This is a genomic window from Streptomyces sp. NPDC059201 (genome assembly GCF_042754585.1).
GTDB lineage: Bacteria > Actinomycetota > Actinomycetes > Streptomycetales > Streptomycetaceae > Streptomyces.
This window is the reverse complement of sequence record NZ_JBHZBB010000013.1, coordinates 1-21147: the sequence shown is the minus strand read 5'-3', so window position 1 is coordinate 21147 and position 21147 is coordinate 1. Positions and strand designations below refer to the sequence as shown.

Below are 21147 nucleotides of genomic sequence, written 5' to 3'. Positions count from 1 at the left end.
CCCAGCGGGCGGACCCGACCCGCCGGGGGCTCCACCCACCGGGCGCCCCCCACCCACCAGGCAGCCCCCCGCCTCCCGGCGCACCATGAGGACATGGACCGAACCCCGGGCGACCTGGGCGCCCTCAGTACCCCGCCGTGGGTCGCGGGGGTGGACGAGGGGATCAGCTCGCAGGAGCTGGCCCTCGCCACGCGGAACCACGGACTTCCGCTGGAGGCGCTGCGGTACGAGCTCACGCCGCCCGGACTGCATTACGTCCTCGTGCACTACGACATCCCGGACACCGACCCCGACGGCTGGCGGCTCACCGTCGGGGGCCGGGTGCTGCGCCCGCTCGACCTGGACCTCGACGCCCTCCTCGACCGGCCCGCCGTCACGCGCCGCGTCACGATGGAGTGCGCGGGCAACGGCCGGGCCCGGCTCAGCCCGCGACCCGTCAGCCAGCCCTGGCTCGTCGAGGCCGTCGGCACCGCCGAGTGGACCGGCGTCCCGCTCGCCGCCCTCCTTGCCGAGGCCGGCACCGCCGAGGACGCCGTCGAGGCCGTCTTCACCGGCGCCGACCACGGAGTGGAACGCGGCGTCGAGCAGGACTACCGCCGCTCCCTCCCGCTCGCCACCGCCGCCGACCCCGCCCGGGACGTCCTCGTCGCCTACGCCATGAACGGCGCCCCGCTCCCGCCCCAGCACGGCAGCCCGCTCCGCCTCGTCGTCCCCGGCTGGTACGGCATGGCCCACGTGAAGTGGCTGCGCGACATCACCCTCACCGCCACCCCGTACACCGGCTTCCAGCAGAGCGCCGCCTACCGCCTCCGCCAGGAGCCCGGCGAACCCGGCGAGCCCGTCACCCTCATCGAACCCCGCGCCCTCATGGCCCCGCCCGGCTTCCCCGACTTCATGTCCCGCGCCCGCGTCGTCCGCCCCGGCCCCGTCCCGCTCGCCGGCCGCGCCTGGTCCGGCCACGGCCCCGTCGTCCGCGTCGAGGTCAGCGAGGACGGCGGCGCCGCCTGGACCGACGCCGAGGTCGTCCGCGACCCCGCCCACCCCTGGGCCTGGGCCGCCTGGCGCACCACCTGGACCGCCACCCCCGGCCTGCGCCACCTCACCGTCCGCGCCACCGACGCCACCGGCCGCGTCCAGCCCCTCGCCGCGCCCTGGAACCGCGGCGGCTTCGCCAACAACCTCGTCCAGCGCGTCGAGGTCCTCTGCGCCCAGGAGCAGGAGCCGCAGCCTCAGGCGCCCGTGGGCACCCCGTAGAGTCGGTTGCGTCGCCCGCAACCGTCCCCGACGAGGAGATTTCCGTGACCGACCCGGCGCCCACCGCCCGCCAGCAGCAGATCGCCCGGGAGCTCCAGGTCTCCGAGACCTTCGACCCGGCCGCCGAGATCGAGCGCCGGGTGGCCTTCCTCGCCGAGCGCCTCACCACCACCGGCCTCCGCTCCCTCGTCCTCGGCATCAGCGGCGGCGTCGACTCCACCACCGCCGGCCGGCTCTGCCAGCTCGCCGTCGAGCGCGCCCGCGCCGCCGGCCACGAGGCGACCTTCTACGCGATGCGCCTGCCCTACGGCGTCCAGGCGGACGAGAAGGACGCGCAGACCGCCCTCGACTTCATCCGCGCCGACCAGGTCCTCACCGTCGACGTCAAGGCGGCGAGCGACGCCGCCCTCGACGCCTGCCTGACCGCCGGCGTCACCTTCCGCGACGCCCACCACCAGGACTTCGTGCAGGGCAACATCAAGGCCCGCCAGCGCATGATCGCCCAGTACGCGGTCGCCGGCGCGCAGGACGGCCTCGTCGTCGGCACCGACCACGCCGCCGAGGCCGTCTCCGGCTTCTTCACCAAGTTCGGCGACGGCGCCGCCGACCTCGTCCCGCTCACCGGCCTCACCAAGCGCCGCGTCCGCGCCGTCGCCGCCGAGCTGGGCGCCCCCGCCGGCCTGGTCTGGAAGGTCCCGACCGCCGACCTGGAGACCCTGGACCCGGGCAAGCCCGACGAGGACGCGCTCGGCGTCACCTACGACGACATCGACGACTTCCTGGAGGGCAAGCCCGTCGCCGAGGCCGCGTACGCGTCGATCGTCCGCCGCTACGACCTCACGGAGCACAAGCGGCAGCTGCCGATCGCACCCTGAGCGCCCCGCGCCGAACAGGCGGATCCTGGAAAAAGGGGCGCCCCGTCACCGGGGCCCCTGGGAAGGGAGCAGACCATGTTCGGCGAGACGACGGCGTACAGCGGCTTCTCGGTCGACGACCTGGACGCCGCCCGGCGCTTCTACGGCGACACCCTCGGCCTGACCGTGGAGGAGACCGGGGACGGGGACATGCGGATGATGTACCTGACCCTGCCGGGCGGGGCCCGCGTCTTCATCTACCCCAAGGAGAACCACACCCCCGCCTCCTTCACCATCCTGAACTTCGAGGTCGACGACATCGACCGCGCCGTGGACGAGCTCCTGTCCCGCGGCGCCACCTTCGAGCGCTACCCCGACTTCGAAGCCGACGAAAAGGGCGTAGTCCGCCCCGCCGAAGGCCAACACGAAGACGGCGGCCCAGCAGGCATCGCCTGGTTCACCGACCCCGCAGGCAACGTCATAGCGGTCATGCAGAACGAGTGACCCTGTACGGGTGCCCTGGCGGGGCTGCTCCGGCGCGCGGCGGCCCGGCGCGGGCGACTCGGTATGGGTGATCCGATACGAGTGCCCTGGCGGGGGCGCTGGCACGGCAGCCCGGCGCGGGCCATCCTGCGCAGGCCCCCGGGCGCGCGACCGGCCAGCATGGGCGCCGCAGCACGGCGGCCCCGGCACAGCGGCCCGTCACGGGGCCATCCGGCACGGCTGCCCCGGTGCGGGCCATCCTGCCCAGGCACCCTGGCGCGGACGGGCCAGCATGGGCGCCGCAGCACGGCGGCCCCGGCGCGGGTGACCAGCACGGGCGCCTGGCCGCCCGATGGGCCGACGCCCGGCGGCGGGTGGGCGCGGGCAACCCAGTACCGCTGACCTGGCACGGGGACGATCCGGCACGAGGGCCTCGGCACTGCTGCCCCGGCTCGGGGGAGCCGACGCAGGAGCCCTGGCGCGGACGGGCCAGCATGTGTGCCTCGGCACGGCGGCGCCGGCGCGGGTGTCCGGAGCCTGACAGGCCGGCGCAGCGCGGGCGGGCTGGCGCGGGCAACCCGGCACCGCTGACCCGGCGCGGGCGCTCCGGCGCCCGGCGGGCCCAGCGCGGCCACCCCGCCCGCGCGCCCCGGCACGGCCGCCCCGCCACGCGCGGCCCAGCGCAGCAACCCCGCCACGCAGCCGCCCCGCCACGCCCAGCCCAGTGCCCCGCCCCGCCGCATCCTGTGATCCACTGTGCGGGCGGGGGAGCACGGAGCAGGAAACAGCAGCAGCAACAGCAGCAACAACAACAACAGCAGCAGCAGCAGCAGTAACACCCGCAGGCACAGCAGCAGCAGGAGCACCGTTGACCACCTACCGGCAGCCCGGCGTCGTCGTCACCGACCACCACTTTCCCGTCCCGCTCGACCACGCCCGGCCTGACGGCGAGCAGATCGAGGTCTACGGACGCGAGATCGTCGCCGCCGGCCTCGGCGACGGCGAGCGCGAGCGGCGGCCCTGGCTGGTCTACCTGGAGGGCGGCCCCGGCTTCGGCGCCCGCCGCTTCATCGGCCGCCAGGCGTGGCTCGACCGCGCCCTCCGCGAGTTCCGGGTCCTCCTGCTCGACCAGCGCGGCACCGGCCGCTCCACCCCGGCCAACCGCCAGACCCTCCCGCTGCGCGGCGACGCGGCGGCCCAGGCCGACCACCTCACCCACTTCCGCGCCGACTCGATCGTCCGCGACTGCGAGCTGATCCGCCGCCGCCTCACCGGCGGCGCCCCCTGGACCGTCCTCGGCCAGAGCTTCGGCGGCTTCTGCGCCGTCCGCTACCTCTCCACCGCCCCCGAGGGCCTGGAGCGGGTCCTGATCACCGGCGGCCTGCCGTCCCTCGACGCCACCGCCGACGAGGTGTACGCCGCCGCCTACCCCCGCGTCCGCCGCAAGAACGAGGCCCACTTCGCCCGCTACCCCCGCGACGCCGAACGCGTCCGCGCCATCGCCGCCCACCTCCTGGAGCACGAGGTCGCCCTCCCCGGCGGCGGCCTCCTCACCGTCGAGGCGTTCCAGTCCCTCGGCATCCTCCTCGGCTCCGGCGACGGCACCCACCAGCTCCACCACCTCCTGGAGGGCGCCTTCGTGCCGACCCGCACCGGGCCCGCCCTCGCCGACGCCTTCCTGGAGCAGGTCCAGACCCAGCTCTCGTACGCCGGCCACCCGCTCTACGCCGTCCTCCACGAGGCCATCTACGCCCAGGGCCAGGGCCCCACCGCCTGGGCCGCCGAGCGGGTCCGCGCGGACTTCCCCGAGTTCGACGCGGCCACGTCGCTCGCCTCCGGGGCGCCCGTCCTCCTCACCGGCGAGACCGTCCACCCCTGGCACTTCACCACCGACCCCGCCCTGCGCCCCCTGCGCGAGACCGCCGAACTCCTCGCCCGGCGGGACGACTGGACCCCGCTGTACGACCCCGAGCGCCTCGCCTCCAACCGGGTGCCGGTGGCCGCCGCCGTCTACCACGACGACATGTACGTCGACACCGCCCACTCCCTGGAGACCGCCGCGGCGATCCGGGGCCTGCGCACCTGGGTCACCGACGAGTTCGAGCACGACGGCGTCCGCGCCGGCGGCCCCCGCGTCCTCGACCACCTCCTCGCCCTCTCCCGCGACGAACTCTGACACCCCGACGCCGGTACGTGACGGAGTCCGGCGCGCGCGAAAGTCCAAGCGCCGGACCCCGATCGCACATGGCCGCGCCCCTCACGGCCCGCTACAACTCGGTGCATGAGCGCACACGTCACCGCCGAGATCGCCGGCCAGCCCGACTGCTGGCGCCGCGCCGCCGCCCTCGCCGGGCCGCTCGCCGACCGGCTGCCCCGGCCCGGCGAGCGGCTCGCCGTCGTCGGCTGCGGCACCTCATACCTGATCGCCCGCGCCTACGCGGCCCTGCGGGAATCCCTCGGGGCGGGCGAGACCGACGCCTTCCCCGCCTCCGAACGGACCCCGCTCGGCCGGGGATACGACCGGATCGTGGCCCTCACCCGCTCCGGTACGACCACCGAGGTCGTCGACCTCCTCTCCGGCGCGGCCGGCCGCATACCCACCCTCGTCCTCACCGGCGTCCCCGACAGCCCCGCCGCCCGCCTCGCCGACCGCGTCGTGGACCTCTCCTTCGCCGACGAACGCTCCGTCGTCCAGACCCGGTTCGCCACCACCGCCCTCCAACTCCTGCGCGCCGGCCTCGGGGTGGACCTCGCGCCTTCCGTCACCGACGCCGAGCTCGCCCTCTACGAACCCCTCCCGCAACACTGGGAGCGGCGCGCCCAGTTCACCTTCCTCGGCACCGGCTGGACCGTCGGACTCGCCGACGAGGCGGCCCTCAAGCTCCGCGAAGTCGCCCGCGTCTGGACGGAGTCGTACCCGGCGATGGAGTACCGGCACGGCCCGATCAGCATCAGCGACCGCACGAGCCTCGTCTGGTGCCTCGGCCCCGTCCCGTCCGGACTCCGCGAGGAAGTCGAGTCCACCGGCGCCCTGTTCACCGCCGACGCCGTCGACCCGGTGGCCGCCCTGGTCCGCGCCCAGCGCCTCGCCGTTGCCCTCGCCGCCCGGCGCGGCCTCAACCCCGACCGCCCCCGCCACGTCTCCCGTTCCGTCATCCTCGCCGGAGCGTTCCGCCCGACCGCGGCCGACGCGGCCCGTATCCTGCGGGCATGATCGACACCGAAGCCACCGACCTGCCGGAGCTACCCGGCGACTGGCAGCGCGCCCTCGCCGTCGTCGCCCACCCCGACGACCTGGAGTACGGCTGCGCGGCAGCCGTCGCGAGCTGGACCGACGCCGGCAAGGAGGTCGTCTACCTGCTGGTCAGCCGGGGCGAGGCGGGCATCGACACGATCGCCCCGGACGTCTGCGCGCCGCTGCGCGAGCGCGAGCAGCGGGCGAGCGCCGCCGTCGTCGGCGTGGACACCGTCGAGTTCCTCGACCACCGCGACGGCGTCATCGAGTACGGGACCGCGCTGCGCCGCGACATCGCCGCCGCGATCCGCCGCCACCGCCCCGACCTCGTCGTCACCCTCAACCACCGCGACAGCTGGGGCGACGGGCCCGGCGCGCCCCGGAACACGCCCGACCACGTGGCCGTCGGCCGCGCCACCCTGGACGCTGCGGCGGACGCGGGCAACCGCTGGATCTTCCCCGAGCTGACCGAGCACGGCCTGGAGCCCTGGGACGGCGTCCGCCGGGTCGCCGTCGCCGCCTCCACCAGCCCGACCCACGCCGTCGACGCCACCCCCGGCCTGGAGCGCGCGATCGCGTCGCTCCTCTGCCACCGCGCCTACATCGAGGCCCTGACGGACCAGGACCCGGAGGGGTACGTCCGCGAGTTCGTCACCGCCACCACGGCCCGCGCGTCCGACCGCTTCGGCGGCCGCCCGGCGGTCACCTTCGAGGTCTTCCCCCGCTAGCCGGCCATCGGCGCCGGCTTGAGCACCGCGAACTCGGCGCCGGACGGGTCGGTGAACCAGGCGAGGCGGCCGACGTCGGGGATGTCCGCGGGCGGGAGCAGCACCGCACCGCCCGAGAGACCCACCGCATCGGCCGTCGCGTCGGCGTCCTCGACCTCGAAGTACGGGATCCAGCGGGCCCGCTCGCCGGAGTCCTGGAGCTCGGCCGCGCCGCCGAAGGAGGCATCCTCCTGGTCGCCCTCGGCCGTGGAGATCACCCGGTACGTCATCCCCGGCGCCTCCATCTCCGCCCAGCGCCACTCGAAGAGCGAGCCGTAGAAGGCGAGCGCGGCCTCCGGGTCGGGCGTGTGCAGCTCCACCCAGACCAGGGTGTTGTGCGAGGAGGTGCGGTCCAGGCCCTTCACGGAGCCCGGCTGCCAGACGGAGAACTCGGCCCCGGCCGGGTCGGTGAGCGCCGCCATCCGGCCCGCGTCCATCACGTCCATGGCCCGCACCCGGACCCGCCCGCCCTCGGCCGCCGCCACCATCTGGGAGGTGTCCGCGTCCGTGGTCTGGAAGTACACCGTCCAGGCGCTCCGCGCGCCCTCCTCGGTGAGCGGCCCGAGCGCGGCGACGACGGAGCCGTCCTGATGGAAGAAGCCGTACCCACCGGCCTCCGGGCCCGCCGACCGGAACTCCCAGCCGAGCACGGCGGTGTAGAACTCCGCCGCGCCGGAGGTGTCCGGGCTCCCGAGATCGATCCAGCAGGGAGAGCCATGGGTGTACTGGGTGCCGAGCATGGGCTGCTGCCGTCCTTCCGTAGTCCTACCTCCAGGCCGCTTCCCGGCCACCAAGGCCGATCCTCAACCCTCCACCCCACCCACGCGACCGCTCCCGCCCCCTTTCATCCAACCGGCGCACGAGCCACCCGACGAGCCCGCGGCACGCGCGTGCCGGCGAGCCCGCCACACCGGTCAGCCGACGAGGCTGCCCGCACCGGCCAGCCGACAGGGCCAGCGCACCGATCAGCCGACGAGTCCTTCGCGCCGGTCAGCCGACGAGCCCGTGGCACGGGTCTGCTGGTGAGGCCGTCCGCACCGGTCAGCCGAGGAGTCCGGCGCGCTGGTCTGCCGACGAGTCCGTCGTACGGGTGTGCCGACAAGTCCGCTGCACCGGTCAGCCGCCGAGGCTGCCCGCACCGGCCAGCCGACAGGGCCAGCGCACCGATCAGCCGACGAGTCCTTCGCGCCGGTAAGCCGACGAGCCCGTCGCACGGGTCTGCTGGTGAGGCCGTCCGCACCGGTCTGCCGACGAGCCCGTCGCACGGGTATGTCGGCGAGTCCGCCGTATCGGTCAGCCGGCGAGGCCGTCCGCACCTGCCTGCCGGCAGGGCCGGCGCGCTGGTCTGCTGGCGAGTCCGTCGCACGGGTGTGTCGGCGAGTCCGCCGTATCGGTCTGCCGACGAGGCTGCCCGCACCTGCCTGCCGACAGGGCCGGCGCACCCGTCAGCCGGCGAGTCCTTCGCGCAGGTCTGCTGGTGAGTCCGCCGCACCGGCCAGCCGGCAGGGCCAGCGCACGCGTCAGCCGGCGAGTCCGCTGCACCGGTCAGCCGCCGAGGCTGCCCGCACCGGCCTGCCGACATGGCCAGCGCACCCGTCAGCCGACGAGTCCGTCGCACCGGTCTGCCGGCGAGTCCGCCGCACGGGCCAGCTGGCGAGGCCGTCCGCACCGGTCTACCGGCGAGGTCGCCGCACCGGTCAGCCGCCGAGGCCACCCGCACCCGCCAGCCCGCAGGGCCAGCGCACCCGTCAGCCGACGAGCCGCCGTACCCGTCAGCCGACCAGGCCATCGCACCGCTCAGCCGGCAAGGCCCCCCGCCCGCGCCGCCAGATCTCCCATCAGCAGCTCCCCGTTGATCACCGTGCCCGCCCGGTAGCCCGCGCTCGCCGCGTTGACGACCTGCTCGGCGGGGCCGGTCACGTTGCCTGCCGCCCACACGCCGGGCACGCTCGTGCGCCCGGTCTCGTCGGTTTTCACGAAGGAGCCGAAGGGGGTCTCGTACAGCTCCGCGCCCAGGCGCCGGAGTACCCCGTCGCGGGTGAGGAGCCGGCTCGCCGCCGCGAAGAGCACCTCGCAGCCGACGGTCCGGCCCCCGGCGAGCCGGACCCCGGTCAGCCGGTCGTCCTCGACGGCGATGCCCTCGACGGCGCCCTCCACGGTCCTGACGCCCGCCGCGGCGAGCAGCCGGGCGTCCTGCTCCGTGAGCTCGGCGCCGTTCAGGAAGAGGGTCACGTCGGGGGACCACTGCGAGACCATCAGCGCCTGGTGGGCGGGCATCGCCGGATGGGCGAGGACGCCGAAGGCCCGGTCGCGGACCTCCCACCCGTGGCAGTACGGACAGTGCAGCACGTCCCGGCCCCACCGCCCGGCCAGGCCCTCGATCTCCGGCAGCTCGTCGACCAGACCCGTCGCGACGACCAGCCGCCGGGCCGTCAGCGCGGTGCCGTCGGCGAGCGTCAGGGCGAAGCCGTCGCCGTCCGGGACCGCCTCCGTCACCTCGCCGGGCCTGACCTCCACCCCGTACGCGAGGAGTTCGCGGCGCCCGGCCGCCAGGAACTCCGCCGGGCTCATCCCGTCCCGCGAGAGGTAGCCCTGCATGTGCGCGCTGGGCGCGTTGCGCGGCTCGCCCGCGTCGACGACCAGGGTGCGGCGCCGGGACCGGCCGAGGACCAGCGCCGCGCTCAGCCCGGCCGCCCCGCCGCCGACCACCACCACCTCGTAGCCGTTCTCCTCCATGCGTGCGCCCCGTACCTGATGTCCCTCGTGTGCGTTCATGCCGCGAGCGTCACCCGGCACCCTCTCCATCGGCAAGGAATCTTGCCGTTTCTGCAACACTGGACGCATGACCGAAGACGACCGCATCGACGCCGTGCTCACCGAGGTCGGCCCCCGCCTGCGCCGGGTCCGCCGTGACCGGGGGGTGACGCTGGCCGATCTCTCCGCCGCCACCGGCATCTCCGTCTCCACCCTCTCCCGCCTGGAGTCCGGGCAGCGCAAGCCGAGCCTCGAACTGCTCCTCCCGCTCGCCCGCGCCCACCAGGTCCCGCTGGACGAGCTCGTCGGCGCCCCGCCGGTCGGCGACCCCCGGGTGCGGGCCCGCCCGATCGTCCGGCACGGCCGCACCATGTACCCGCTCACCCGCCAGCCCGGCGGCCTCCAGGCGTACAAGGTGGTCCAGGAGAAGGCGTCCGAGCAGCCCGACCCGCGGGTCCACGAGGGGTACGAGTGGCTGTACGTCCTCTCGGGGAAGCTCCGCCTGGTCCTGGGCGAGCACGACGTGGTCCTCGCGGCCGGCGAGGCCGCCGAGTTCGACACGCGCGTGCCGCACTGGTTCGGCCCCACGGCCGACGGCCCGGTGGAGTTCCTGAGCCTGTACGGGCCGCAGGGCGAGCGGATGCACGTACGGGCACGGCCCAAGAAGTCCGGCGGATAGGTTCCATCGAGGGCAAGCGACCGCTTAGTATGCGGCCGACCGCTCGGTACGGACGGAGGCTCGACGGATGCAGGCATGGCGAGTGCACGAGAACGGCGAACCCGGCGCGGTGATGCGCCGCGAGGAGGTGGACGTCCCCGAACCCGGGCCCGGCCAGGTCCTCCTCAAGGTCCGCGCCGCCAACGTCAACTTCCCCGACGCGCTGCTCTGCCGCGGCCACTACCAGGTCCGGCCGCCGCTGCCCTTCACCCCCGGCGTCGAGATCTGCGGTGAGACCCCGGACGGCCGCCGCGTCATCGCCACCGCTGCCCTCCCGCACGGCGGCTTCGCGGACCACGCCCTCGCCGACGAGGCCGGACTCCTCCCCGCCCCCGACGCGCTCGACGACGCCGAGGCGGCCGCCCTCCACATCGGCTACCAGACCGGCTGGTTCGGCCTCCACCGGCGGGCCGCCCTCAAGGAGGGCGAGACCCTCCTCGTGCATGCCGCCGCCGGAGGCGTCGGCAGCGCGGCCGTCCAGCTCGGCAAGGCCGCCGGCGCCACCGTCATCGGCGTGGTCGGCGGCCCCGCCAAGGCCGACGCCGCCCGCGCCCTCGGCTGCGACGTCGTCATCGACCGCCGCTCCGAGGACGTCGTCGCCGCCGTCAAGGCCGCCACCGGCGGCCGAGGCGCCGACGTGATCTACGACCCGGTCGGCGGCGACGCCTACCAGCAGTCCGCCAAGTGCGTCGCCTTCGAGGGCCGGATCGTCGTCGTCGGCTTCGCGAGCGGCACCATCCCCGCCCCCGCCCTCAACCACGCCCTGGTGAAGAACTACTCGATCCTCGGCCTCCACTGGGGCCTCTACGCCCGGCTCGACCCGGCCGCCGTGCTCCAGTGCCACGACACCCTCACCGCGCTCGCCGCCAAGGGAACCGTCAAGCCGCTCGTCGCCGAACGCGTCCCCTTCGCCGGCGCCGCCGACGCCGTCCAGCGCGTAGCCGACGGCACCACCACCGGCCGCCTCGTCGTCCTCCCGGAAGGAGCCCGCGCATGACCGACGCACAAACGCCCGGCGCACCCACCCCCGGCGCGGACACGCCCGACGCCCAGACCAGCGGAAATTCCGACGCCCAGGCTGACGCCCAGCCCGGCGGAAAGCCCGACGCGGGCACGCCCCGCACCCCCCTCGACGCCCCCGCACTCCAAGCCCGCGCCCGCGCCCTGCTCGCCGCGCACCCGCCCGCCACCACCGGCCGGCTCGACTTCCTCCGCGCCCGCTTCGACGCCGGACTCGCCTGGGTCCACTACCCCGCCGGCCTCGGCGGACTCGACGCCCCCCGCTCCCTCCAGGCCGTCGTCGACGCCGAACTCGCCGCCGCCGGCGCCCCCGACAACGACCCCCGCCGCATCGGCATCGGCCTCGGCATGGCCGCCCCCACCCTCCTCGCCTACGGCTCCGACGCGATCACGTCCCGCTTCCTCCGGCCGCTGTGGACCGGCGAGGAGGTCTGGTGCCAGCTCTTCAGCGAGCCCGGCGCCGGCTCCGACCTCGCCGCCCTCGGCACCCGCGCCGTCCGCGACGAGGCCACCGGCGACTGGATCGTCGACGGCCAGAAGGTGTGGACCTCCAGCGCCCACACCGCCCGCTGGGCCATCCTCATCGCCCGCACCGACCCCGACCTCCCCAAGCACCGCGGCATCACCTACTTCGTCTGCGACATGACCGACCCCGGCGTCGAGGTCAGGCCGCTCCGCCAGATCACCGGCGAGGCCGAGTTCAACGAGGTCTTCCTCACCGGCGTCCGCATCCCCGACGCCCACCGCCTCGGCGAGCCCGGCGACGGCTGGCGGGTCGCCCAGACCACCCTCATGAACGAACGGGTCTCCATCGGCGGCGCCCGCATCCCCCGCGAGGGCGGCATGATCGGCAAGGCCGCCGCCGTCTGGCGCGACCGCCCCGAACTGCGCACCCACGCCCTGCACCGCCGGCTCCTCGACCTCTGGGTGGACGCCGAGGTGGCCCGCTTCACCGGCGAGCGGCTCCGCCAGCAGCTCGTCGCCGGCCAGCCCGGCCCCGAGGGCAGCGCCATGAAGCTCGCCTTCGCCCGCCTCAACCAGGCCATCAGCGGCCTGGAGGTCGAACTCCTCGCCGAGGACGGCCTGGTGTACGACGACTGGACGATGCGCCGGCCCGAACTGGTCGACTTCACCGGGCGCGACGCGGGCTACCGCTACCTGCGCTCCAAGGGCAACTCGATCGAGGGCGGCACCAGCGAGGTACTGCTCAACATCGTCGCCGAGCGGGTCCTCGGACTCCCGCCGGAGCCCCGCAACGACAAGGACGTCCCCTGGAAGGACCTCGCCCGATGAGCCACGAGCCGGACCTCCTGTACTCCGACACCGAGGACGCCCTGCGGGACGCCGTCCGCTCCCTGCTCACCGACCGCGCCGGGCACCAGGCCGTGCTCGACCGGATCGAGATGGCCGACCCGTACCCCACCGGCCTCTGGCCCGCCCTCGCCTCCGGCATCGGCGCCGCCGGCCTCCTCGTCCCCGAGAAGCTGGGCGGCCAGGGCGCGAGCCACCGCGAGGCCGCGGTGGTCCTGGAGGAGCTGGGCCGGGCGGTCGCCCCGGCCCCGTACCTCACCGGCGCGGTCGTCGCGACCGAGACCCTGCTCGCGCTCGCCGCGACGGACGGCCCCGCCGCCACCCTCCTCGCCGAACTGGCGGCGGGGGAGCGGACCGCCGTCCTCGCCGTCCCCTTCACCACCGCCCCGGACGCGGCCGACGCCGCCTTCGAGGCCACCGGCCCCGTCCGGGCCGTCGCCGACGCGGTCGCCGCCGACGTCCTCCTCGTGCCCCGCCCCGACGGCCTGTACGCCGTACCCGCCGCCGAGGCCACCGTCACCCCGCTCACCCCGCTCGACCTCACCCGCCCCCTCGCCGTCGTCGACACGAGCGCGGCGCCCGGCACCCTCCTGGCGGAGGCCGGGGAGGCCCGCGCGGCGGTGCGCCGCGGACTCCTCGCCGGGGCGGGACTCCTCGCCTCCGAGCAGCTCGGGCTCGCCGAGTGGTGCCTGGAGGAGACCGTCCGGCACACCAGGGAGCGGTTCCAGTTCAACCGGCCGGTCGGCTCCTTCCAGGCGCTCAAGCACCGGATGGCCCACCTCTGGCTCGACCTCGTCGGCGCCCGGGCGGTCGCCCGCGCCGCCGCCGACGCCCTCGCCACCGGCGCCGCCGACACCGAACTGACGGTGGCCGTCGCCCAGGCGTACTGCTCCGGGGTCGCCGTCCGCGCGGCCGAGGAGTGCGTCCAGCTGCACGGCGGCATCGGCATGACCTGGGAGCACCCCGCCCACCTGGCCCTCAAACGCGCCAAGGCCGACCAGCTAGCCCTCGGCTCCACCGGCCGGCACCAAGACGTCATCGCCGCCCTGACGGACCTCCCGGCCCCGGCCTGACCCACCACCGAGCGGCCGGGGGCCACCGGGCCCCCGGCCGCCTCACCCTCCCGCGCCCACCGGGCCCCTGGCCGTCTCACCCTCCCGCGCCCACCGGGCCCCTGGCCGTCTCACCCTCCCGCGGCCACCAGACCCCTGGCCGCCTCACCCTCCCTGGCCGTCTCCCCTCCGGCCACCGGGCCCCCGGCCGTCTCACACCCCGGCCGTTTCCCCCATCCGTCTCTCCCCTCCGGCCACCAGGCCCCCGGCCGTCTCACACCCCAGCCGTTTCCCCCGTCCGTCGCTCCCCTCTGGCCACCGGGCCCCCGGCCGTCTCACACCCCCCAGCCACCAAGCCCCCGGCCGTCTCTCCCCTCAGCCACCAAGCCCCCGGCCGTCTCACCCTCCCGCGCCCCCCCCGCCCCGCCGCGCGTAACAGAACAGGTGCTCCTCCGGCTCGCCGCCCGGGACCTCGGGTCGGAAGACCGACAGCTCGTGGTGGAGCACCTCCAGCCCGCACTCCTCCCGCAGCAGCCCCAGGTACGCCTCGGTGGAGAAGCTCGACACCCGGGCCCGGCGCCCCATCCAGGTGATCTCCAGCCCCTCCACGTCGGCCGGCACCGTCGCCGACACCAGCAGCCCGCCCGGCACCAGCCAGGACGCCATCCGCCGCACCGCCGCGACCTGCTCTTCCCGCTCCATCATCAGCAGCGGGAAGAAGGAGCAGACGGCGTCGTACCCCTCCTCCGGCGGGACGTGGTCGCGCAGGTCGCCCTGCTCGAACCGCGCCCCGGGCACCCGCGCCCGCGCCAGCTCCACCATCGCCCCGGAGACGTCGACCCCGGTCACCTCGTGCCCCGCGGCGGCGAGCAGCTCCGCCACCGGCCGCCCCGTGCCGCTGCCGGCGTCCAGGACCCGGGAGCCGGGCGCCAGCCGCCCGGTCAGCCAGTCCACCGCCGCGAGCTGGGCCGGCAGCCGCCCGAAGGCCCGCTCGTAGTCGATCCCCACCCCGTCGAACAGCTCGGCGGCCCCCAGCACCGCGTCGCCCCGCTCCTCGTGCGTCCCGCTCATGGTCACTCCCGGTGTCGTGGGTCGTCCGGGGCGGACTACCCACCGGGAGCCCTCGCTCACCCATGCTGTTTAATTGCACACTGCTTGTATTAATTGCACATGGCTCGCAACAACAGTTGATCTTCAAAAGGGGTGTGGACTCGATGGCCGCCCGAACCGTTCGCCGCGCGACCGCAGCGCTCGTCACGGGGGCTCTCGCCCTCGTGACCGCTGCCTGCTCGAACCCCGGCGCCGACACCGCCGGCGCCGGCGGACCCAAGGACTCCGCGGTCGTGGGCATCGCCTACGAGCCCGACAGCCTCAGCCCGCTCCTCGGCTACGGCAAGGACGGCAACTCCAAGATCTTCGACGGCCTCCTCGCCTTCGACGCCGACATGAAGCTCAAGCCGGCCCTCGCCCGCGACCTCCCGGAGATCAGCGACGGCGGACGGACGTACACGTACACCCTCCGCAAGGGCGTCACCTTCAGCGACGGGAAGCCCTTCACCGCCAGGGACGTCGCCTTCACCTACCGGACGATCCTCGACCCGAAGACCAACAACCCGTCCCGCACCGAACTCGACGCCCTCGAAAGCGTCGAGGCCGTCGACGACGACGTCGTGGTCTTCCGCCTCAAGTACCCCTACGCGGCCTTCGCCGAGCGCACCGTCCACGCCATCGCCCCCGAGCACATCGCCGGCAAGCAGGACGTCAACACCGGCGCCTTCACCACCAAGCCCATCGGCACCGGCCCCTACGTCCTCACCGGCTGGTCCAAGGGCGAGAAGCTCAGCTTCCAGGCCAACCCGACGTACTGGAACGGCGCCCCCGCGGTGAAGAAGTTCACCATGGCGATCATCAAGGACGACGACGTCCGCGCCACCCGCCTGCGCGCCGGCGACCTCGACGGCGCCATCCTCCCGCCGAACCTCGCCGCCGGCTTCGAGAACGACAAGGCGAAGAAGACCTACGCGGCCAAGACCTACGACTACCGCACGGTCACCCTCCCCACCCACAACCCCGTCGCCGGCGACACCGCCGTCCGCCGCGCCCTCGACATCGCCGTCGACCGCCAGACCATGGTCGACAAGATCCTCGAAGGCGCCGGCAAGCCCGCCTACGGCCCCGTCCCCACCGACAGCCCCTGGTTCGCGAAGGGCACCGAGCGCCGCCACGACCTCGCCGGCGCCCAGAAGATCCTCGACGAGGCCGGCTGGAAGCCCGGCGCCGACGGCGTCCGCGTCAAGAACGGCGTCCGCGCCACCTTCCCGCTCTGGTACCTCTCCGGCGACAAGCTCCGCCAGGACCACGCCCTCGCCTACGCCTCCGACGCCCGCAAGGCCGGCATCGAGATCAAGACCCAGGCCGGCACCTGGGAGGTCATCGAGCCCCGCATGAAGAACGACGCCGTCCTCGCCGGCGGCGGCTCCCCCGGCGACCCCGACTTCGACCAGTACCTCCTGCTCAAGTCCACCCTCGCCGGCGACGGCTTCAACAACATGGCCTGGTACGACAACAAGGCCGTCGACCGTGCCCTCGACGAGGGCCGCCGCACCGACGACCCCACCAAGCGCAAGGCCGCGTACGACACCGTCCAGCGCGAACTCGTCAAGAACCCCGGCTACACCTTCCTCACCCACATCGACCACCTCTACGTCGTGAACGACTCCTGGGACGGCCTGAGCACCCAGACCGAGCCCCACGACCACGGCCTCGCCGCCGGCCCCTGGTGGAACGTCGAGTCCTGGAAGCCCAAGAACACCGGAGACACGAAGAAGTGAGCCGCCGCCTCCCCTGGGGGGCCATGGCCCGGATGACGGGACGGCGCGCGCTCGCCGCCGTCCCCGTCCTCCTCGGCGTCACCCTCGCCGTCTTCGCGGTCGCCGAAGCCTCCCCCTTCGACCCCGTCAAGGCGTACGCCGGCACCGCCGGCCTCACCGCCTCGCAGGAGACCCTCGACCAGCTCCGCCAGAACCTCGGCGTCGACCAGCCCCTCCTCACCCGCTGGTGGGAATGGCTCACCTCCGCCGTCACCGGCGACCTCGGCGACTCCGCCGTCATGCGCCGCCCCGTCGCCGACGTCATCACCGAACGCCTCGGCTGGTCCGTCCTCCTCGCCGTCACCGCCTTCCTCGTCGCCATCGCCCTCGGCACCCTGCTCGGCGTCCTCGCCGGCCGCCGCCGCGGCGGCTTCCTCGACCGGACGGTCAGCTCCCTCGCGTACACCCTGGAAGCCGCCCCCGCCTTCTGGCTCGGCCTCCTCGCCATCTGGTTCTTCGCCCTCCAGCTCGGCGTCCTGCCGGCCGGCGGCCTCACCGACACCGCCAGCGAGACCGTCACCTTCGACCAGGTCGCCCGCCACCTCGTGCTGCCCGCCCTCGTCCTCGGCGTCTCCCAGCTGCCCTGGTTCTTCCTGTACGTCCGCCAGGGCGTCGGCGACGCCCTCGGCGAGGACCCGGTACGCGGCGCCCGCGCCCGCGGCCTCGCCGAACGCACCGTCCTCACCGGCCACGCCCTGCGCTCCGGCATGCTCCCGATGCTCACCCTCATCGGCTCCCGCGTGCCCGAGGTCATCACCGGAGCCCTCCTCGTGGAGACCGTCTTCAGCTGGCCCGGCATCGCCGCCGCCACCGTCCAGGCCGCCACCGCCGTCGACTTCCCGCTGCTCGCCGCACTCACCGTGCTCGCCACCGCGGCCGTCCTCCTCGGCAACCTCCTCTCCGACCTCCTCTACGGACTCGCCGACCCGAGGGTGGGCTTCGATGGCTGACCCCCGCACCCACCGCCTCCGCCTGTGGACCTCCGCGCTCATCGTCGGAGCCGTCGCCCTCGCCGTCCTCCTCGTCCCGCCGATCGTCCAGCTCGACGAACAGGCCGTCGACCTCTCCCAGAAGCTGCTCCCGCCCTCCTGGGACCACCCCTTCGGCACCGACGACGTCGGCCGCGACCTCCTCCTCCGCTGCGTCTACGGCCTGCGGATCTCCCTCCTCGTCGGCCTCGTCGCCGCCCTCGTCGCCACCGTCCTCGGCACCGCCGTCGGCGCGGCGGCCGGCGCCCTCGGCGGCTGGACCGACCGCACCCTCATGCGCCTCGTCGACGCCTTCTCCTCCGTGCCGCACCTGCTCCTCGGCATCTTCGTCGTCGCGCTCTTCCGCCCCGGCGTCTGGCCCGTCATCGTCTCCGTAGCGGTCACCCACTGGCTCTCCACGGCCCGCATCGTCCGCTCCGAAGTCCTCTCCCTCCGGGCCCGCCCTCACATCGAGGCCGCCATCTCCGGCGGAGCCTCACGCCGCCGCGTCGCCACCCGCCACCTGCTCCCCGCGGTCCTCCCGCAGGCCGGCCTCGCCGCCGTCCTGATGGTCCCGCACGCCATGTGGCACGAGTCCGCCCTCTCCTTCCTCGGCCTCGGCCTCCCCAGCCACCAGGCCAGCCTCGGCAACCTCGTCCAGTCCGCCCGCTCCTCCCTCCTCGCCGGCGACTGGTGGCCCACCCTCTTCCCCGGCCTCTTCCTCATCCTCCCCACCCTCGCCATAGCCGGCCTCGCCGGCGTCTGGCGCGACCGCCTCAACCCCCGCCGCCGATCGGAGCTGATGCTGTGAACGCCCGCGTCGCCCGCGCACTGGACGCCGTCACCGCCGAGCGGGCCGAGGACGCGCTGCTCAGCGTGCGTGGGCTCACCGTCCGCTTCCGGCTGCGCGGCGGGCGGACCGTCGCCGCCGTCACCGACGCCGACTTCGACCTCGCGGCGGGGGAGTGCCTGGCCCTCGTCGGCGAGTCCGGCTGCGGCAAGTCCGTCCTCGCCTCCGCCCTCCTCGGCCTGCTCCCCGGCAACGCCGAGACCGCCGGCACCGCCCTGATCGAGGGCACGGACCTCCTCGCCATCGACGAGAAGACCCTCGCCCGCTCCGTACGAGGACGCCGCGTCGGCCTCGTACCGCAGAGCCCCGCCGCCCACCTCACCCCGGTCCGCACCGTCCGCGCGCACCTGGAGGAGACCGTCCGCGCCCTCACCGGCACCCCGCGCTCCGGGCGCCGCAAGGCCGCGGAGGACGCCGCCGACCGGGCCGCGTTCCCCGCGACCCACCTCGACCGGTACCCCCACGAACTCTCCGGCGGCCTCGCCCAGCGCGCCGCCACCGCCCTCGCGCTCATCGGCGACGCGCGCCTGCTCCTCGCCGACGAGCCCACCACCGGACTCGACCGCGACCTCGTCGAGCGCACCGCCGACGAGCTCCGCCGCCACGTCGACGACGGCCGCGGCCTCCTCCTCATCACCCACGACCTGACCGCCGCCGCCCGCATCGCCGACCGGGTCGCCGTCATGTACGCCGGACGGATCGTCGAGATCGCCCCCGCCCACCGCTTCTTCGGCACCGCCGGACCCGACCACCCCTACGCCCGCGGCCTCCTCGACGCCCTCCCCGAGCGCGCCTTCACCCCCATCCCCGGCATGCCGCCGGAACTCTCCGACCTCCCCGAAGGCTGCGCCTTCGCCCCCCGCTGCCCCCGTGCCACCGACCTCTGCGCCACCGTCCCGGCCCTCCGCGCCGGCGTGGCCTGCCACCACCCGGAGCGCCCCCGTGCTTGAACTCGACTCCGTCACCGCCGGATACGAGCCCCGCACCCCGGTCTTCCGCGGCGCCTCCCTCACCATCGCCCCCGGCGAGTCCGTCGGCCTCCTCGGCCCCAGCGGCTGCGGCAAGTCCACCCTCGCCCGCGTCGCCGCCCTCCTGCACCGCCCCGACGCCGGCCGCCTCGTCCTCGACGGCACCGAGATCACCGCCTGGCGCCACCGAGCCCCGCGCGAGCACCGCACCGCCGTCGGCGTGGTCTTCCAGCAGCCCCGCACCGCCGCCGACCCCCGGCTCACCCTCGCCGACCTCATCGCCGAACCCCTGCGCGCCACCGGCCGCAAGGCCGAGGCGCCCGCCCGCGTCGCCGAGCTCGCCCCCGCCGTCGGCCTCACCCCCGAACTCCTCACCCGCCGCCCCCACGCCGTCAGCGACGGGCAGCTCCAGCGCGCCTGCCTCGCCCGCGCGCTCACCCTGAAGCCCCGCTGGCTGGTCTGCGACGAGATGACGGCGATGCTCGACGCCTCCACCACGGCCGCCCTCGTCGCCGCCGTCGAGTCCTACCGCGAGGAGACCGGCGCCGGCCTTCTCGCCGTCGGCCACGATCGCGTCCTCCTGCACCGCTGGTGCGACCGTACGGTGGAGTGGAAGGACTGCCTGCCGGCCGAGGAGACCCCGTGACCGACGCCTGGACCCGCGCCGCCGCCGACGACCCCCTCGACGGCCTGCGGGCCCGGCTCACGGCCGCCGACTGCGGATACGAACCCCAGGGCGGGTACGAGGACCACTGCTGGCTCCTCCACTCCCTGTACGACCCCGACGGAACGCGCCACCGCTGGCACGAGGTCCTGACCGGAGCCGGCCGCCGCCTCGCCGACTGGCCCGGCACCCTCTCCCACCTCACCTTCGAAGGCATCGAAGCCGCCGCCGACCTGGACGGCGTCCACGGCGGCGAGATCGACCGCGCCACCCTCCGCACCCTCGTCACCCACCTCGCCCGGCACGGCGACCACGGCGACGACACCCCCTGCGGCGCCGCCCAGGCCCCGGTGAACAGCGCCCCCGGCGTCCCCCTCACCGACGACCCCTTCCAGCGCCCGGCCCCCACGCGCCCCCAGGACGACCTCATCGCCTGGCGAGGCCCCCTGGCCACGGCCGTCGCCCACCACGACAGCGCCCCCGAGTTCTGGTTCCCCGCCACCTGGTGGGCCGCCGACGGCGGCTGGCTCGTCCTCACCGACGCAGACCTGAGCGCCACCGAGGTCTTCGGCAGCCACGCCCTCATCGAGGACCTGCTGGCCGATCCGGAGCTGGAAGCGGTCCGCAGACCCACCATCGCGGCGACCTTCGGCGCCTGATCCACTCCAACGTCACCCGTATGGCCGCCCCGCCGTTCCCCCGGACGGATCGCCCATTCCGCCACACTGTCCGCCGAACGCCGCAATTCCGGTGCGGCAGAAGAAGGACGTGAGACCGATGGCCGTTTCCGTTTCCGTGGTGGTGCTGCTCCTCGTACTGACCGTGATCTTCCTGCGCAGTGGCGGCCTCAAGGTCACCCACGCGGTGATCTGCGCCCTGCTCGGCTTCTTCCTGGCCGGCACGAACATGGCCCCCACCATCCAGAACGGCGTGGCCGCCACGGCCGAGGTCGTCTCCAGCCTCCACCCGTGACCACCGCCCCCACGGGGCCGGGGGTTGACACGACCCCTCCCGGCGCGTAATGTCTTCCGAGCTGTCCGACGTGAGTACCGACTCCGGTCGGCCCCGGACGGCCATTCCGCAAGAACCACCGAGCCTGACCGTCACTTTTCATCGTGCCGTTCTGCTTTCCGTGTTCTTTCAGAATGAGGATCAAACCCCCGATTCGCATCGGGGGCCAGGAATCCGCTAAAGTCTCACTCGTCGGAACGGCCCGAAAGGCCGGAAAGACAACCCCTTTCTGACGGGGAATCGGACACCGAAAGGGTCTGATAGAGTCGGAAACGCAGGAAGCGCCCGGAGGGCCTGGAAACAGGAACGAAGGAAGCGTCCGCACCTTGAGAACTCAACAGCGTGCCAAAAATCAACGCCAGATTAGT

The 21147-nt window shown here is 74.6% G+C and carries 21 protein-coding genes; 17 read left to right on the top strand and 4 right to left on the bottom strand.

Annotation, left to right across the window (positions count from 1 at the left end):
• Positions 1-93: 93 nt before the first annotated feature.
• The 6 genes from ACFXMG_RS32580 to ACFXMG_RS32555 all read left to right on the top strand — a co-directional run bounded on the left by ACFXMG_RS32580 (position 94) and on the right by ACFXMG_RS32555 (position 6554).
• Positions 94-1254 carry a sulfite oxidase gene (locus ACFXMG_RS32580; RefSeq protein ID WP_383825145.1) on the top strand — a complete coding sequence of 387 codons (1161 nt, stop codon included), beginning with the start codon at positions 94-96 and terminating at the stop codon, positions 1252-1254.
• Between the two features lie 44 nt (positions 1255-1298).
• Positions 1299-2129, top strand: a complete 831-nt coding sequence (gene nadE / locus ACFXMG_RS32575) for an ammonia-dependent NAD(+) synthetase (RefSeq protein ID WP_383825148.1) — start codon at positions 1299-1301, stop codon at positions 2127-2129.
• Positions 2130-2204: 75 nt separating this feature from the next.
• Positions 2205-2612, top strand: a complete 408-nt coding sequence (locus tag ACFXMG_RS32570; protein ID WP_383825151.1) for a VOC family protein — start codon at positions 2205-2207, stop codon at positions 2610-2612.
• A gap of 847 nt (positions 2613-3459) precedes the next feature.
• On the top strand, positions 3460-4767 hold the full coding sequence (locus ACFXMG_RS32565) for an alpha/beta fold hydrolase (protein ID WP_383825154.1): 1308 nt from the start codon (positions 3460-3462) through the stop codon (positions 4765-4767).
• Positions 4768-4872: 105 nt separating this feature from the next.
• Positions 4873-5805 (top strand): SIS domain-containing protein, encoded by a 933-nt coding sequence (locus tag ACFXMG_RS32560; RefSeq protein ID WP_383825159.1) that lies wholly within the window; start codon positions 4873-4875, stop codon positions 5803-5805.
• Positions 5802-6554: a PIG-L deacetylase family protein gene (locus ACFXMG_RS32555; RefSeq protein ID WP_383825162.1), complete on the top strand. Its 753-nt coding sequence runs from the start codon at positions 5802-5804 to the stop codon at positions 6552-6554. The genes ACFXMG_RS32560 and ACFXMG_RS32555 overlap by 4 nt, the downstream gene beginning before the upstream one ends.
• Here ACFXMG_RS32555 and ACFXMG_RS32550 read toward each other — a convergent pair.
• Positions 6551-7333: a VOC family protein gene (locus ACFXMG_RS32550; protein WP_383825165.1), complete on the bottom strand. Its 783-nt coding sequence runs from the start codon at positions 7331-7333 to the stop codon at positions 6551-6553. The genes ACFXMG_RS32555 and ACFXMG_RS32550 overlap by 4 nt on opposite strands.
• Positions 7334-8390: 1057 nt before the next feature.
• Complete coding sequence (locus ACFXMG_RS32545; protein ID WP_383825168.1) at positions 8391-9368, bottom strand: NAD(P)/FAD-dependent oxidoreductase; 978 nt, start codon at positions 9366-9368, stop codon at positions 8391-8393.
• A 67-nt stretch (positions 9369-9435) separates the two neighbouring features.
• Here ACFXMG_RS32545 and ACFXMG_RS32540 point away from each other — a divergent pair, with 67 nt between their 5' ends.
• From ACFXMG_RS32540 to ACFXMG_RS32525, 4 genes are all read left to right on the top strand, one after another.
• Positions 9436-10026: a helix-turn-helix domain-containing protein gene (locus tag ACFXMG_RS32540; protein WP_383825171.1), complete on the top strand. Its 591-nt coding sequence runs from the start codon at positions 9436-9438 to the stop codon at positions 10024-10026.
• 67 nt (positions 10027-10093) lie between these two features.
• A complete protein-coding gene (locus ACFXMG_RS32535; RefSeq protein WP_383825174.1) occupies positions 10094-11062 on the top strand; it encodes an NADPH:quinone oxidoreductase family protein in 969 nt (322 codons plus the stop codon).
• Positions 11059-12378 carry an acyl-CoA dehydrogenase family protein gene (locus tag ACFXMG_RS32530; RefSeq protein ID WP_383825176.1) on the top strand — a complete coding sequence of 440 codons (1320 nt, stop codon included), beginning with the start codon at positions 11059-11061 and terminating at the stop codon, positions 12376-12378. Before ACFXMG_RS32535 ends, ACFXMG_RS32530 begins: the two co-directional genes overlap by 4 nt.
• On the top strand, positions 12375-13469 hold the full coding sequence (locus tag ACFXMG_RS32525; protein ID WP_383825179.1) for an acyl-CoA dehydrogenase family protein: 1095 nt from the start codon (positions 12375-12377) through the stop codon (positions 13467-13469). The genes ACFXMG_RS32530 and ACFXMG_RS32525 overlap by 4 nt, the downstream gene beginning before the upstream one ends.
• A gap of 378 nt (positions 13470-13847) precedes the next feature.
• On the opposite strand, the gene ACFXMG_RS32520 is transcribed toward ACFXMG_RS32525, so the two are convergent.
• Positions 13848-14519: a class I SAM-dependent methyltransferase gene (locus ACFXMG_RS32520; protein ID WP_383825182.1), complete on the bottom strand. Its 672-nt coding sequence runs from the start codon at positions 14517-14519 to the stop codon at positions 13848-13850.
• 143 nt (positions 14520-14662) lie between these two features.
• On the opposite strand from ACFXMG_RS32520, the gene ACFXMG_RS32515 reads away from it, so the two are divergent.
• From ACFXMG_RS32515 to ACFXMG_RS32485, 7 genes are all read left to right on the top strand, one after another.
• Positions 14663-16279: an ABC transporter substrate-binding protein gene (locus tag ACFXMG_RS32515; protein WP_383825185.1), complete on the top strand. Its 1617-nt coding sequence runs from the start codon at positions 14663-14665 to the stop codon at positions 16277-16279.
• Positions 16276-17268: an ABC transporter permease gene (locus ACFXMG_RS32510; protein WP_383825188.1), complete on the top strand. Its 993-nt coding sequence runs from the start codon at positions 16276-16278 to the stop codon at positions 17266-17268. The genes ACFXMG_RS32515 and ACFXMG_RS32510 overlap by 4 nt, the downstream gene beginning before the upstream one ends.
• Positions 17261-18097, top strand: a complete 837-nt coding sequence (locus tag ACFXMG_RS32505) for an ABC transporter permease (RefSeq protein ID WP_383825191.1) — start codon at positions 17261-17263, stop codon at positions 18095-18097. The genes ACFXMG_RS32510 and ACFXMG_RS32505 overlap by 8 nt, the downstream gene beginning before the upstream one ends.
• Positions 18094-19086, top strand: coding sequence for an ABC transporter ATP-binding protein (locus tag ACFXMG_RS32500; RefSeq protein WP_383825194.1), 993 nt, complete (start codon positions 18094-18096; stop codon positions 19084-19086). Before ACFXMG_RS32505 ends, ACFXMG_RS32500 begins: the two co-directional genes overlap by 4 nt.
• Positions 19079-19750 carry an ABC transporter ATP-binding protein gene (locus ACFXMG_RS32495; RefSeq protein WP_383825197.1) on the top strand — a complete coding sequence of 224 codons (672 nt, stop codon included), beginning with the start codon at positions 19079-19081 and terminating at the stop codon, positions 19748-19750. Before ACFXMG_RS32500 ends, ACFXMG_RS32495 begins: the two co-directional genes overlap by 8 nt.
• Positions 19747-20427 carry a hypothetical protein gene (locus ACFXMG_RS32490; RefSeq protein WP_383825200.1) on the top strand — a complete coding sequence of 227 codons (681 nt, stop codon included), beginning with the start codon at positions 19747-19749 and terminating at the stop codon, positions 20425-20427. The genes ACFXMG_RS32495 and ACFXMG_RS32490 overlap by 4 nt, the downstream gene beginning before the upstream one ends.
• 118 nt (positions 20428-20545) lie before the next feature.
• Positions 20546-20740, top strand: coding sequence for a hypothetical protein (locus tag ACFXMG_RS32485; RefSeq protein ID WP_383825203.1), 195 nt, complete (start codon positions 20546-20548; stop codon positions 20738-20740).
• 224 nt (positions 20741-20964) lie between these two features.
• Here the strand turns inward: ACFXMG_RS32485 and ACFXMG_RS32480 are convergent.
• Positions 20965-21147, bottom strand: a 183-nt coding sequence (locus ACFXMG_RS32480) for a hypothetical protein (RefSeq protein WP_384902954.1), incomplete at its 5' end; no start/stop codon positions are given.